13 protein-coding genes are annotated in these 13,439 nt (G+C 49.6%); 10 read left to right on the forward strand and 3 right to left on the reverse strand.

Going from position 1 to position 13,439, the window contains the following annotated elements; genetic code table 11:
• Position 1 precedes the first annotated feature (1 nt).
• The 6 genes from ACZYR9_RS07535 (at position 2) to ACZYR9_RS07560 (ending at position 8,310) form a co-directional block, all read left to right on the forward strand.
• Positions 2 to 3,652 (forward strand): response regulator, encoded by a 3,651-nt coding sequence (locus ACZYR9_RS07535; RefSeq protein ID WP_488977853.1) that lies wholly within the window; start codon positions 2 to 4, stop codon positions 3,650 to 3,652.
• Between the two features lie 65 nt (positions 3,653 to 3,717).
• Positions 3,718 to 4,572, forward strand: a complete 855-nt coding sequence (locus tag ACZYR9_RS07540; RefSeq protein ID WP_488978010.1) for a CheR family methyltransferase — start codon at positions 3,718 to 3,720, stop codon at positions 4,570 to 4,572.
• A gap of 10 nt (positions 4,573 to 4,582) precedes the next feature.
• Positions 4,583 to 5,770 carry a response regulator gene (locus ACZYR9_RS07545; protein WP_488977854.1) on the forward strand — a complete coding sequence of 396 codons (1,188 nt, stop codon included), beginning with the start codon at positions 4,583 to 4,585 and terminating at the stop codon, positions 5,768 to 5,770.
• 359 nt (positions 5,771 to 6,129) lie between these two features.
• Positions 6,130 to 7,308 (forward strand): glucose-1-phosphate adenylyltransferase, encoded by a 1,179-nt coding sequence (locus ACZYR9_RS07550; RefSeq protein ID WP_488977855.1) that lies wholly within the window; start codon positions 6,130 to 6,132, stop codon positions 7,306 to 7,308.
• A 33-nt stretch (positions 7,309 to 7,341) separates the two neighbouring features.
• Positions 7,342 to 7,692, forward strand: a complete 351-nt coding sequence (locus tag ACZYR9_RS07555) for a YflT domain-containing protein (RefSeq protein WP_488977856.1) — start codon at positions 7,342 to 7,344, stop codon at positions 7,690 to 7,692.
• A gap of 63 nt (positions 7,693 to 7,755) precedes the next feature.
• Positions 7,756 to 8,310 carry a hypothetical protein gene (locus tag ACZYR9_RS07560; RefSeq protein ID WP_488977857.1) on the forward strand — a complete coding sequence of 185 codons (555 nt, stop codon included), beginning with the start codon at positions 7,756 to 7,758 and terminating at the stop codon, positions 8,308 to 8,310.
• Positions 8,311 to 8,432: 122 nt separating this feature from the next.
• Here ACZYR9_RS07560 and ACZYR9_RS07565 read toward each other — a convergent pair whose 3' ends face one another.
• Positions 8,433 to 8,597 carry a hypothetical protein gene (locus ACZYR9_RS07565; RefSeq protein ID WP_488977858.1) on the reverse strand — a complete coding sequence of 55 codons (165 nt, stop codon included), beginning with the start codon at positions 8,595 to 8,597 and terminating at the stop codon, positions 8,433 to 8,435.
• 147 nt (positions 8,598 to 8,744) lie between these two features.
• On the opposite strand from ACZYR9_RS07565, the gene ACZYR9_RS07570 reads away from it, so the two are divergent.
• The gene (locus tag ACZYR9_RS07570; protein ID WP_488977859.1) at positions 8,745 to 9,101 is read left to right on the forward strand and encodes an STAS domain-containing protein; all 357 of its coding nucleotides are present in this window, start codon (positions 8,745 to 8,747) and stop codon (positions 9,099 to 9,101) included.
• Entirely contained in the window at positions 9,098 to 9,568 is a 471-nt protein-coding gene (locus tag ACZYR9_RS07575) for an ATP-binding protein (RefSeq protein ID WP_488977860.1), read from the forward strand. Before ACZYR9_RS07570 ends, ACZYR9_RS07575 begins: the two co-directional genes overlap by 4 nt.
• Before the next feature lie 81 nt (positions 9,569 to 9,649).
• On the opposite strand, the gene ACZYR9_RS07580 is transcribed toward ACZYR9_RS07575, so the two are convergent.
• Positions 9,650 to 10,753 (reverse strand): ParM/StbA family protein, encoded by a 1,104-nt coding sequence (locus ACZYR9_RS07580; protein WP_488977861.1) that lies wholly within the window; start codon positions 10,751 to 10,753, stop codon positions 9,650 to 9,652.
• Positions 10,754 to 10,957: 204 nt separating this feature from the next.
• Between ACZYR9_RS07580 and ACZYR9_RS07585 the strand changes: the two genes are divergently transcribed.
• Positions 10,958 to 11,941 (forward strand): M23 family metallopeptidase, encoded by a 984-nt coding sequence (locus tag ACZYR9_RS07585; RefSeq protein ID WP_488977862.1) that lies wholly within the window; start codon positions 10,958 to 10,960, stop codon positions 11,939 to 11,941.
• Positions 11,942 to 11,972: 31 nt separating this feature from the next.
• On the forward strand, positions 11,973 to 12,434 hold the full coding sequence (locus ACZYR9_RS07590) for a bactofilin family protein (protein WP_488977863.1): 462 nt from the start codon (positions 11,973 to 11,975) through the stop codon (positions 12,432 to 12,434).
• Between the two features lie 42 nt (positions 12,435 to 12,476).
• On the opposite strand, the gene ACZYR9_RS07595 is transcribed toward ACZYR9_RS07590, so the two are convergent.
• Positions 12,477 to 13,439 carry an ABC transporter permease gene (locus ACZYR9_RS07595; protein ID WP_488977864.1) on the reverse strand — a complete coding sequence of 321 codons (963 nt, stop codon included), beginning with the start codon at positions 13,437 to 13,439 and terminating at the stop codon, positions 12,477 to 12,479.

Consider the following 13,439-nt stretch of genomic DNA (forward strand, 5'->3'; position numbering starts at 1 on the left):
AATGAAAATTAAGACAAAGCTGTATTTGGGGTTCAGCCTCCTGCTCCTGGTGCTGTTTGTTGTTGGGGGGATTGGAATCAATCGGATGAATGATGCCGATTTAAGCATGAAGGAGGTTTATGAAACCCGCTATAAAAAAGTTCAAGCGAGCGCTCAAATTCAAAATGACGCCTTAGTTTTGTCCAAGGCGCTGGCCGATTTGGTACAGTTTGATCTGCCGGAAAGCGAGCGGCAAAATATTCAAATCATACAGCGGACTTCCGAATTGGTTTCGTCACAAATGCAGGAAATCAACACCTTGTTTCAAGATCCGACGGAACGGTCCTTGGCGGTGGAACTGAGAGTCAACGGCAGCCGTTTTTTGGAATACAAGGATCAAGTGCTGCGGTTGTATGAAAGCGGCAGCAAGGCGGAGGCAAACCGTTTGCGGACACAGACGGGGAACTCCCTTCAGGAGAGGTTTCTCCAAAGCCTGAGGGAAATCGGCGAATATCAAGAGCAGGCCCTGGACCGGGAGGTAGCGCAGGTACTGGAAGATAACCGGAAGACCTATATGTCTACGGCGGTCATCACCCTGCTAGGTTTGCTGCTGGGTCTGGCGATTATGTACTGGATTGCCGTCTGCTTGAATCGCGGGCTTGATATTCTTGCGAAGTTGCCCGCCAATTACGCCAAAGCTAGGCGGGATCAAGCGTCTTACCGGATTCCGATCACAACAAACGATGAATTCGGGCGTCTGGCCACCGTATTCAATCAATTAATCGAAGAGCTTGAAAAGTCGGCCGAAACTCAACGCAGGCTGAACAAGATCAATGAAGAATCGCTGTGGCTCCAAACGGAAATAACCCGATTGTATTATATGCTGCAGCAAATCGATGAGCTGGATCAGATCGGGCAAGGGTTTATTACAGAGATGGCGCGTGCGGTCGGTGCATACGACGGCGCATTATATGTGATTCAGGGATCGGGAGCCGGAAGAAAGCTGGCCCTTCTTGGAACTTATGCGCGATCCGAGAGCGCTGCCGCAGAACAAATCGAATGGGGGAGCGGTTTGGTCGGCCAGTGTGCCAAAGACGGACAGCCCATCCACGTAAAGGGCTATACGGGAGAATACGGCAAAATCCGCTCCGCATTTGGCGATTTGCAAGAGATGGCGATTACGGTACAGCCGGTCAAATATGACGAGCAAATTCTTGCGGTATTTGAATTGGTGTCTTTGGATGCATTTAATGAGCTGGAGCTAAAAATGATCGAGCAGCTTTCCGAGCTATTCGGTATTTTGCTCAACAGTATGCAGGGGCGGATTCGGATTGAAGAGCTGCTGCGGATCCACCAGGGGCTTAATCATGAATTGCAAAGCCAATCCGAAGAGCTTTTGAGTCAGCAGGACGAGCTTAAAGCTTCTAACGAGAAGCTGGAAGAGCAGACCCGGAAGCTCAAAGCATCGGAAGAGGCGCTGCAGCGTCAGCAAGAGGAGCTGGAACACAGCAACGAAGCGCTCCTGAACAAAACGGCGGAGCTGGAGCTGCAAATTAAGGAAACCGAAGAGATTAACCGGCAAATTGAGCTTGCCAAAGAATCCATTGAGAGACAAGCGATTGAGCTGGCGCTGGCTTCCCGGTACAAATCGGAGTTTTTGGCGAATATGTCGCATGAGCTTCGCACGCCGCTGAACAGTATTCTCATTTTGGCCCAGATGCTGAAGGAAAATAAAGCGGGGCGCTTGTCCGACAAACAGGTGGAATTTGCAGAGACCATTCATACCTCCGGCTATGATTTGCTCCGTTTGATCGATGATGTGCTCGATTTGGCCAAGGTGGAAGCCGGACGCATGGAAGTGAGCTCCGAGCCGGTTTCATTGCAGGAAATCGCTTCCGCGATGCAAAAGGCCTTTGAACCGGTTGCTCTTAGCAAAGAGCTTCACTATGAGGTTCGTATGGATGAAAATGTACCGGACAGTATACAAACCGATCCCGTAAGGGTTCAGCAAATCCTGAAAAACCTGCTTTCCAATGCCTTCAAATTTACCGATAGCGGCGGTGTGGTGCTTGATATACGTCAAGTTTTTGCTGCCGAACCCATGCTGGCTTTTGCGGTGGAGGATACGGGGATCGGAATTTCGCCCGAGAAGCAGGGGACGATTTTTGAAGCGTTTTATCAGGCGGACGGGACGACAAGCCGCAAATACGGCGGGACGGGATTGGGGCTGTCCATCAGCCGTCAATTGTCTTCCCTCCTGGGCGGATCGATAGAGCTTGAGAGCAAGGAAGGTCACGGCAGCCGCTTTATCCTGTACCTGCCTCTGGAGCTGGACCAACGCCATGAAGACTATGCTTCTATCGCCATACCTGCAGCAGCCGCGGCTGAGCTTGTGGAACCGAAGACACCCGATACGCTTCCGAAGACGGCAGATTCATCCAGAACGGGGTCACATCCGGCAGCCCATTTATCAGATGACCGGGAGCGGATCGAAGAGGGCGACAAAGTGCTGCTCATCATTGAAGACGACGCTAACTTTGCCGGAATTTTACTCGATATGGCACGAAGCCGTAACTTTAAAGCCGTGGTGGCGCTGCAGGGGGACACGGGGCTGCAGCTGGCCAAACGATATCGGCCGGACGCCATTCTGCTCGATATTCAGCTGCCGGTGGTCGATGGATGGTCGGTGCTTGTGAAGCTGAAGAACGATGCGCAGACGCGCCATATTCCGGTACACGTGATTTCCGTGGCGGAGGAAATTCATCAAGGCTTGTCCATGGGAGCGATCGCCTGGTTGAAGAAGCCTGCGAGTAAGGAGAATTTGGAACAGGCATTCGCTCAAATTCAAACGTTCTTAAACCGCGATCTCCGTAACCTGCTTGTCGTGCAGCCGGACAACGAGCAGTGGGACGGCTTGATCGAGTTAATTGCTCACGATGACATTCATATCGACGGGGTCTCCGGCGCGGCGGCTGCGTTAGAAGCGCTTTCGGAAAAGCCGTTCGATTGTATGGTGCTTGATTACAATCTAACCGATATGTCCGTGTATGCGCTGCTGGACCGGATTAAAGCGGACGAGAGCTTACGGCGTTTGCCGATAATCATTTATACCGGCAAAAGCCTCGATAAGAAGGAACAAATGCGCTTGAAAAAATATGCCGAATCGATCATCGTTAAAGATGTGAAATCGCCCGAGAGGCTGCTGGATGAAACCTCACTGTTTCTGCATCGTGTTGAAGAGCGCCTTCCGGAAGAAAAAAAGCAGGTGCTGCAAAAGCTGCACAGCTTTGAGGCCGTATTCGCGGGTAAAAAAGTGCTGCTTGTTGATGATGACATTCGCAATATCTTTGCCCTGTCCAATCTTCTTGAGGGATTGGATATGCAGACGACCTTTGCGGAAACGGGCAAGCAGGCACTCGAGCTGCTGGTTCAGGAGCCCGATTTCGACATCGTGCTTATGGACATTATGATGCCTGTCATGGACGGTTACGAAGCAATGCGGGCCATCCGTGCGGACGAGCGTTTCGATAAGCTTCCGATCATCGCACTGACTGCGAAGGCGATGAAGGGCGACCGTGACAAATGCATCCAAGCAGGTGCCTCTGACTACATTACGAAACCGGTTCATACGGAACAGCTGCTGTCACTCATGAGGGTTTGGCTGTGCAAATAAATGACGGACCGGACAATAAAGGGGCTGAATCCATGAAAGCTCTGCGAAAACAAACATCGGTAAGTATGAACCAAGATGATGACGATAAAAAAGATACGAAGGACAAGGAAAGGGAGCAGATTGAAATCAGTCTGCTCCTCGAAGGCTTATACAGGCTGTATGGGTATGATTTCCGCAATTACGCATACCCTTCGATACGCCGCCGCATTTGGCACCGGATTTATGCAGAGGGGCTGAAATCCGTCTCCGGGCTGCAGGAGCGCATCCTGCATGACCGGGGCTGTATGGAACGCTTAATCGCGGACCTGGTCATTCATGTCACCGAGATGTTCCGTGATCCGACCTTGTTCACCGCCTTTCGGGAGCAGGTCTTACCGCTCTTAAAGACTATGCCTTCTATCCGGATTTGGCATGCCGGCTGCTCGACGGGAGAAGAAGTGTACTCGACAGCCATTATGCTATATGAGGAAGGCTTGTACGACAGGTCGCGTATATACGCGACCGATATTAATGAGGAAGTGCTGAGTGCTGCCGAAAAGGCATCCTATCCTTTGAAAAAAATGCAGGCATACACCAAAAACTATCTGAGTGCCGGGGGAAAAGACGATTTCTCCCGTTACTATAGCGGTTCAGGGGACACGGCCACATTTCATCCTTTTTTGCGTGAGAAGATCGTCTTCGCCCAGCACAATTTGGTCACGGACCGTTCGTTTAATGAGTTTCATGTCATTTTTTGCCGCAATGTGTTGATTTATTTCGATTCGGTGCTGCAAAACCGGGTGCATGACTTGTTTTACGAAAGCTTGAGCCCGATGGGCATCCTGGTATTAGGCCATAAGGAATCGATAAGCTTTACCAAGCACGCGCAAAAGTATGAAGCTCTGGTTAACGAGGATAAAATTTTCCGCAAGATCAAATGAGGTGGGCGCTTTGAACGAAACGATTCGCATTCTGCTTGTGGATGACCAGCCGGAAAATCTGCTGGCGCTGGAAGCGGTGCTGGAAGACCAAAACTATCATTTAGAGAAGGCGGCTTCCGGAGAAGAAGCGCTGCGGTATCTTTTGAAGTATGAATTTGCCGTCATTGTATTGGATGTTCATATGCCGGGGATGGACGGGTTTGAAACTGCGCAATGGATCAAATCCCGTGAAAAAACAAGGACAATTCCAATTATATTCGTTACCGCGGCTCCGGATGAACAGGAGCAGTCGTTTACCGCCTATTCCGTTGGCGCGATCGATTACATCGTCAAGCCGTTCGTTCCGCGAATTTTGAAATCAAAGATCGAAGGCTTTGTCAGCATGTATGTGGCCCAAAAAAAGCTTCAGCAGCAAACCGAGCTGCTTAACCAGCGCACAAAGGAGCTGGAGCGGGCTAAGGAAGTGGCGGAGCAAGCGGCGATGGCCAAATCGCAGTTTTTGGCTATGATGAGCCATGAAATCCGTACGCCGTTGAATGGGGTCATTGCGATGGCTGATTTGTTGGTTGAGACCCATTTGAACAGTGAGCAGACCGAATATGTGGAGACGATTCGTCGAAGCGGAGCCGCTTTGCTTTATATCATCAATGATATACTCGATCTGTCGAAGAGTGAATCCGGCAAGATGGAGCTCCAAGAGGACGTGCTTAACCTGCGTAACTGTCTGATTGAAACATTCGAAATGTTTCATGCCGAGTGCCGTAGAAAATCGCTGGAGATGACCTACGATATCGATCTTGCGATTCCGGATTTCGTGATAGGAGACGAATCACGGCTGCGGCAAGTGTTGACTAATCTGGTCGGCAATGCCGTCAAATTTACGGAACATGGCGGTGTGCACGTTTCTATAACATTTGTGAACAGCGAAAAGGAACAGCTGGAGCTGGAATTCCGTGTAACCGATACAGGAATCGGCATCCCTGAAGACAAGCGGAGCCTGCTGTTTGAGCCGTTTACCCAAGCGGATTCTTCCATGACCCGCAAGTATGGCGGCACCGGTCTTGGACTGGCTATCTGCAAAAATCTGGTGCAATTGATGGGCGGCCGCATTGAGCTTGTAGACAGCGATCGGCCAGGAGCGGAATTTGTGTTCTCCATTCTTGTCAAGGCTTGTAAGGAGCACGATCTGATTACATAGATATGTACAGCCTGATCCCGTAAAAGAATGCGGGGGAGGGCTTTTTTTGTTTATTGCTGCAGATTAGCTGATTTGGCATGAAATGATTCGGGGAATCAAAATGGTTTTCTGGAGTGATGGAGATAATATATGACAGCATGCGAATAATAAGAGAGAAATCATAAAGCGGTGTTTGCAGGTTTTTGGAGTTTTTTGTCGGTATGTTCATCCCATAGGAAAGAACGCTCATGATTCGACAGGCAGCACCTTCTTCATATGGAAAAATGTGATTCAAATGAGGGGTGTTCGGTTAATCATAACTATCCAAATAATGAATGTAGCGATAAACGATTTCCAAATAGAAAGGTGCAGGTGAGTTTATGAGTTCCAAAGCTTGTGTAGCGATGCTTCTTGCCGGAGGAGAAGGGCGTCGACTGGGCGTGTTGACCCGTTCCAAGGCAAAGCCTGCAGTATATTTTGGCGGTTCTTACCGCATTATTGATTTCGGGTTGAGCAATTGCAAAAATTCAGGAATCCATACCGTAGGCGTAGTAACCCAATATCAGGCTGCATCTTTAAATGACCATATAGGTGACGGAACCGTATGGTCCGAGAACAAAGAAAGCATTAGCATGCTGCCCCCGGTAAACGGTGCGTATATAGGAACAGCGGATGCCGTGTACAAAAACCAAGCTTTTCTGGAACGACACCATCCCGAGCATGTGCTTATTTTGTCTGGAGATCATATCTATCGCATGGATTACCGTAAGCTGCTGGAACGTCACATGCAAACGCAAGCCGATGCGACCATCGCTGTGACACCGGTGGCTTGGGACCAGGCTCATCGTTTTGGCATTATTCGAACGGACGATCATGGGCGGGTTGCAGAGTTTTCCGAGAAGCCCGAACAACCCAATAGCAACTTAGCATCGATGGGGATTTACATTTTCAGATGGTCCTATTTAAAGCAGGTACTGGAAGCCGATGCGCAGGATCCTCAATCCAGCCGCGATTTCGGAAAGGATGTCATCCCCGGGATGCTCAAGGCAGGGGCCAAGCTTCAGACCTATTCGTTTGAGGGATATTGGCGGGATGTCGGAACCGTGGAAAGTTTATGGGAATCGCACATGGATTTGATTGGGACAAACCCAAAGTTCAGCTGCAGTGAAGCGGAATGGCCTTTATACACTCCGAAATCGGATCTTAAACATGCTTATGTGGAATCCGCACCTCACATTAGACAATCTCTGGTTGCAGGCCGTTGCCAAATTCTCGGACAAGTTGAGCAGTCTGTCTTAGCCGACGGTGTGTATATCGGGCAGGGGAGCGTGCTTCGAAACTGTGTTGTGATGGCGGGGGCGAAAATTGGCCGCAATGTGGTCGTTCGCAATGCCATTATTGGAGAAAAGGCTGTGCTGGAGGACGGGGCAGTCCTAGAAATGCCTTCCCTAGGCTCGATTGCCGTTGTCGGAGATGCCGAAATCGTGATGAGAAGGAATCAGAGAATGCCCAAGGTCTATATTCCTCTCCGACAAATTCAATGGGAGCAAGCCAAATAAAAGCATATTCATTTCCAAGGAGGCGTAAGCCCAATGTTTCATTCCATTATTGTGGCCAATGGCGAGCAAGAAGTAAGGCAAGCGGTTCGTGATTTCCAATCGGCGGGCCGCCAAGTAGACCAAATTCAAATTCTGGCTCATGAGAATCTGAATACAGAGCGGCTGTTTAGGCCCAAGTATGCCAGCCGGATCGGTTTTGTTGGAGAAACGATGGCACATACGGTTACTCCGTGCTACAAATGCGAAGGTTCTGTGCTTAGAGAAAAGTTAGGGTCTCTGGGATTGTCTCCGTCAGCTATACAATATTACGAAGAAGAAATGGCTCAAGGACGAATTGTCGTTGCTGTTGATGACCAAACGTTGCTCAAGTACGAAAATGGCTGATTTTACCGAGCCGACTGCCTTCGGAATTCTCAGCCGAAATTACTCCACAGGCAGGTGAACGCAATGAAAAGATGGATCATGACCGGCACGTTGTTACTTGGAATCTACGGTGCTTCGTGGGGAACAGCTGCCTATATGCCGTCAGCATCGGACAAGCCTGCTTCTGCACCTCTGGAGCCGGAAGCGGCAATTGCGGAAACGGCTTCGGTTGATGCTGGAATTCAGGGTCAGGAGCGGTTTAGGCTCGAAAGGGCCAATGGAATCGGGGTTTCAGACGATCTGAAAACGCTTTATGAAATTAAGGGTGAGCCGCTGTCCATTGAACGGGACCCCTTGTTCCAGAATGAAAAGATTTTTGTTTATCAAGACTGTAAAGTGGGTTTATTCGAGCAATTTATTCAATACGTTGTTATTACGCCCGATGCCGGCACCTTTGAGCTGGACGGTACGACTCTGCCATTGCAAACAGAGCCGTTAAGAAAAGCGCTTGGCGAACCGGATTGGGTTGCGGAGGACGGGTTACTGTACCGAAATGGAAATAATGTATTGAAGCTGTTTATCCAGCCCGAGACAGGGAACCTGACATCCGTACACTATTTCCACGCGATGAGCATATAAATGGATGGAACTTGAAGGCCGTACAGGCCTTTGAGTTTTTTGTTTTTTACAAAAGGACCGTTTGCACAAAAAAACGTACATGGCCAAAGCCAGTACGTTTGGGGGGATTGTGGTCTTGTTTATTAGAACATAGGAAATACGTAACGGACTAAGAAGTAGAGAAAACCAAAAAAGATGAGTATGTAGGCCGCGTATTTAATAAAAGTGGATGCGACCATACCCGAATCCATCTTTTTTTCCACACTCTTTTTTTCTACATCTACATCTACATTTTTCATTTGATCCATATCTTATCACTCCTTTAAAACAGAGTAGTTTCGGCGCCGTCTTCTTGTTTGTTATTACCCATCCGGTATCCTTGTGAATCAATCATATAACGGTCGTGAAAAACGATTAAAAATCTGGTATTCTATTTTTATGAGGTGTTCTAATATTTGAACGGAGGAGTGATCACGTTGAGGATGGATGCCCAAAAGTTTCAAGTTGAGGTACAGACCGGAGCCGAAGCGAATGTCCTTTTTCTATCGGGTGAGCTCGACCTTGGAACGGTGAATGAATTTCGTATGGCGGTGGAGCCTCTTGCTGCAAACCAGGGGATACCGCTCAAAGTGAATTTGCGGGAATTGACCTATATTGACAGTACAGGCATCGGTATTTTCGTTACGGTGTTAAAGACCAGACAGGAAAAAGGGATGGGTCTCATTGTGCAGGATGTTCCTGCCAAAATCAGAAGGCTGTTTGATATGACCGGACTATCCAAATTTTTGACTATCGAGAGTGAGAAGGTATGAAAAGAAGCGGGGCAGGGCTGTTAGACAAGGACGTCATCCTGAAGGTTCCGCTGCTCGCGGATCAACTGGATACAGTCCGGCTGACGCTTTATGGGGTTGCCGTGCGCATGGGCTTCACTTATGAGCTCATAGAGGATTTGAAGGTGGCCGTTAGCGAAGCGTGCAACCATGTGCTGCTGAAGCTGGGCGAACAAAAGACAGAGATCGATGCTTGTCTCAAGCTTGTATTTACTATACGTCCCAAAGAACTTGTCATACGGATCGAAACGGAGGGCTTCCATGTCAGATTTGCCGAAGAGTCCAATTGGCGGAAGTCTGCAGCGGCAGGCGAAGCAGGCAGCCTGAAGGCTCTGGAAAATGTCCCGCTTGGTCTGTATCTCATGGAAGCGTTGGTAGATGAAGTAAAGCTGGTGTCCGGTAAGGAAGAGGTATCCGACCAGATTGTACTGGTCCAATATCTGGAGTAAAAGAGCTGCTAGAGGTTATAAAAAGGCGCGGCGTATGCGGGGAATTATCCTCCGCATACGCCGCGCCTTTTTTGGCCGGGATTATTGGGCTGTATCGGCGGCCAAGGATTGGGGTGCGCGGCTTTTGGCCACCTTCAGATATCCGAACACATTTTGCAGCTCGCTATCCTGTACAAAACGGAGCTTGATCGGTCCTGCGGCTTCGATCAGATAGGGCTTGAGCGCGGCTGCACCGCCTCCAATCACATAGAAGCACTGAATATCAGGACATTTTTTCCACCGTTTCTTGATTAAATCCACGATACGTTGGGCTGCGCGGCTGAAGTATGCGTCCACAATAGGCTTAATGCTGCTTTGGCCTTCCCCGATGCGTTGAATGACATAATCCTGCTGCTTGATGCGTTGAGACAGCTTGGAACGGCTTGGAAAGCTATATCCAAATTGATCCTCGACTTCCCGGATGATCGGATCGAGGTACCCGGCCAGGCCCATTTGCTCCCCATAGCTGAAATGGTTGTCGATGTTCATGCGCCGGATCACGGGCAAATCGGTGGTAAGCGCTCCAATTTCACATACTCCGATGACCCCGTTATAAATTTCTTCGTCTTGGACCTGAAGGTTGTCGTGAGTAGCCAAATTGAATAATGCAGCCGCTCCTTCGATCGAAACCACGGCTTTGCGTATACGGATTTTCACCTTGCGGCCGCGAAGCTGCGGAGTAGACATGAACATGACCTCGTGTTCTCCGACAAGGCGCTGTTCGAATGCTTCGCGGAACCTGGTGTAGGTACGGACCGGCAGACCTGTACCAATGACGTATTCCAGCTCGTCCGTTTGGGCAAAGGAAGAGGCTTGGTAGGAGGAGTGGGTAATGCCTGCAAAAGCAAGAGCAGTGAGCGCGACCACGAGCGATTGGTCGGATAACGCCTTGTTGTCCGTATCCTCAAGTTCGGTATTATCCTCCAATTCCGAGGCCAGCTGCCCGACAAACCAGCGGCGGTTGTTCTGGGTCAGGGAGGGACTGTAAATGGTGACATCCAATGCTTTTAACGGAGTATCCTCCTCCTGCAAAACATGTCTTTCGTAGCCAGGGGTCACGATGTTCGGCACCACCAACGGTTCGCGGGAGCCATCATGAACGATTTTTATACTATCATTGCCTAAATCCATACCGGCGATTTTCATTACTCAAGTACCTCCCAAGCAAATGGTTATAATTACCACTTTGATATATCTACTAAATTTCGAGCAATATCGACTAAATCCTCTGATACTTTATACCTATTTTTCGGAAATTCGACAAAAAAATAAAGGTTTTTTTAGGAAGATGGAGAATAATGAGAATGGTACTTTTGTTGGAAATTAAACCCAAAGACTTAAGGAGCTGTTATGAGATTCAAGATTGGCATGAAAAAACTGACATTTGTGATTATTCCGGAAAACGCCCAACGCGCCGTCATTCAGCTGCGTTTCACCTATGCGGTACTCTATGCTGCAGCGCTGCTTTTGATAGGCATCATCGGATGGACTTTGGCAATGCAAAGCCTGCACCTGCGATCCGAACTGGTTAACGAGCAGCTGAAAGCGGATTTGGACGGGAAAACGCAGCAGTACGATCAGATTGTGGCCGACAAAAACGAGATGATTGAGAAGCTGCAAAATGAGGTTGTCCTATTGTCCGAACAGGCTAAAGAAGTGAAGACTCAGATGGAAGAAGTCAGGAAGCTCGAAAAGGACCTGCGTTCGATTACCGGCGCCCCCTCTGCTTCGGTGAAGGAATCGGCCGCCGTGCAGGAAAGCAATGCTGTGCAAGGGGGGTCAGGGCTTGGAGGCGTTATGATTCCAGTTGAAGATAATGAGATTCTAAAGCTTTCGGATGATACTTCGGTGCAATTGGCGGGCTTAACGGAACAGGCAGGCGAACTGAAAAATCAGCTCTCCGCTGCACGTGATATGCTTCAGCAGCAGCAGCGGCAGTGGAGAATCACTCCAAACGTGTGGCCGGTGGAATCCAGAAATGTGACGTCCGCCTTCGGCTACCGGAAGGATCCGTTTACCAACCGCTTAAGCTTTCACTCGGGAATGGATATTGCCGCTCCCGAGAATACGAAAGTCATGGTGACGGCGGACGGCACCGTCGTATCGGCCGGATATGATAGCGGAAAAGGCAATTATATTACAGTGGACCATACAGGCGGGACGCGGTCAACCTATATGCATTTGAATCAAATATTAGTACAGCAAGGGGATAAGGTGATGAAAGGGGATACGATCGGGAAAGTCGGATCTACCGGTCGAAGCACGGGACCTCATTTACATTATGAAGTGCTCAAGCAAGGTCAAACGATCGATCCGTATTCTTACTTAAAATAAATGCAATGTGTTTTGGAGAGGAGATTTGCAGATGTTTAAAGGGAAGAAGCAGCCGGTTAATCCCGATACGATGGACACGCTCATCGGTGAGGGAACGAATTTTGAAGGGAAAATTACTTCGGCCGCAGGCGTTCGAATCGAAGGACAGCTTACGGGCGATATCTTGTCTGAAGGTGATGTGACGATAGGTGAAAAGGCGGAGGTGAAATCTTCCATTTCCTCAAGAAATATGACGATAGCGGGAAAAGTTCACGGGAATGTAAAAGCAAAAGGGAAAATTACGATTACTTCAACGGGAGAGCTGCACGGCAATGTGAGCGCCCCTTCTTTCGTCATTGAGGAAGGGGGAGTATTCGAGGGGAACAGCAGGATGAAAGAGCAAACCGGAGCGCCTGAGGAACAGGGCGTATCCGGTGAGAGATCGGTACAAGAAAAGCCCGCCGTATCTCCTGTGGCATCGGCAGGCTTGGGGGGCAATCCATTCGTGCTGTAACCGGTTGTCTGAATCATGCGGCTTGTTGGTGCAAGTCAGGCTTCAGCGTTTGCCGGGATCATAAGGCTCGCCGAGAGCCGACGGAGGGTAGGCGCGGCCTACTGCGCCGGCAAGTACGAGAATAGTTAACAGGTATGGCAGCATATATAGAAATTCCATGGGAATCAATTGGGCCCAATCGAAAAGCTGGACAAAGTTTTTGACTGCCTGGGCCAAGCCGAAAAAAAGCGCTGCTCCCAATGCGCCGAAAGGGTGCCATTTGCCAAAAATCATCGCAGCCAGAGCAATGAAGCCTTGGCCGGAAATCGTATTGTGCGAGAAGCTGCTGGTTGTCGTCAGCGTAATCGTTGCCCCTCCGAGCCCCCCGAGTGCTCCGCTGAGCAGCACGCAGGCATAACGGATTCGAGAGACGTTTACGCCGAGCGTGTCCGCAGCGCCGGGATGCTCGCCGACTGCACGAATCCGCAGCCCGAATGGCGTTTTAAAGAGTGTGTACCACACGATGACCACAAGTGCCAGGGCAAGGTATGTTGTTGGGTAAGCATAGAATACTCCGTTGCCCAGTAGTGGAATCGACGAAAGCCATGGGACGGCCGATTTGTGAAAGACATGGTTCAAGGTTTCCGTTTGACCGGAACCTGCAAACAGCATTTTCACAAGATAGACGGTGAATCCGGCTGCGAGGAAGTTGATGACTACGCCGCTGACCACTTGATTCGCCTTGAAGGAAATGGATGCTGCGGCATGGATAACGGAAATCAGGATGCCGAACAGCAGTGCGCCAAGCAGGCCAAGCCAAGGCGATAAGCCGGCGAGACCTGCTTGTTCGGCATAGTAGGCCGTTACTGCTGAGGCGAAAGCTCCTGAGACCATAAGGCCTTCCAAACCAATGTTGACGACTCCGGACCGCTCGGAAAATATTCCTCCCATGGCCGTAAAGATCAACGCCGTCGAAAAAACGAGCGTCGTATGGAGCAATTCGCCCAGAATGCGCAAGACGTTCAT

The sequence above is a fragment of the Paenibacillus sp. F024 genome, assembly GCF_057814255.1.

Coding starts and splice junctions, on each gene's coding strand:
- ACZYR9_RS07535 (WP_488977853.1), top strand. CDS start 2: ATGAAAATTAAGACAAAGCTGTATTTGGGGTTCAGCCTCCTGCTCCTG.
- ACZYR9_RS07575 (WP_488977860.1), top strand. CDS start 9,098: ATGAAAAGAAGCGGGGCAGGGCTGTTAGACAAGGACGTCATCCTGAAG.
- ACZYR9_RS07595 (WP_488977864.1), bottom strand. CDS start 13,439: ATGAACGTCTTGCGCATTCTGGGCGAATTGCTCCATACGACGCTCGTT.
- ACZYR9_RS07580 (WP_488977861.1), bottom strand. CDS start 10,753: ATGAAAATCGCCGGTATGGATTTAGGCAATGATAGTATAAAAATCGTT.
- ACZYR9_RS07585 (WP_488977862.1), top strand. CDS start 10,958: ATGAGATTCAAGATTGGCATGAAAAAACTGACATTTGTGATTATTCCG.
- ACZYR9_RS07590 (WP_488977863.1), top strand. CDS start 11,973: ATGTTTAAAGGGAAGAAGCAGCCGGTTAATCCCGATACGATGGACACG.
- ACZYR9_RS07550 (WP_488977855.1), top strand. CDS start 6,130: ATGAGTTCCAAAGCTTGTGTAGCGATGCTTCTTGCCGGAGGAGAAGGG.
- ACZYR9_RS07555 (WP_488977856.1), top strand. CDS start 7,342: ATGTTTCATTCCATTATTGTGGCCAATGGCGAGCAAGAAGTAAGGCAA.
- ACZYR9_RS07540 (WP_488978010.1), top strand. CDS start 3,718: ATGAACCAAGATGATGACGATAAAAAAGATACGAAGGACAAGGAAAGG.
- ACZYR9_RS07565 (WP_488977858.1), bottom strand. CDS start 8,597: ATGGATCAAATGAAAAATGTAGATGTAGATGTAGAAAAAAAGAGTGTG.
- ACZYR9_RS07560 (WP_488977857.1), top strand. CDS start 7,756: ATGAAAAGATGGATCATGACCGGCACGTTGTTACTTGGAATCTACGGT.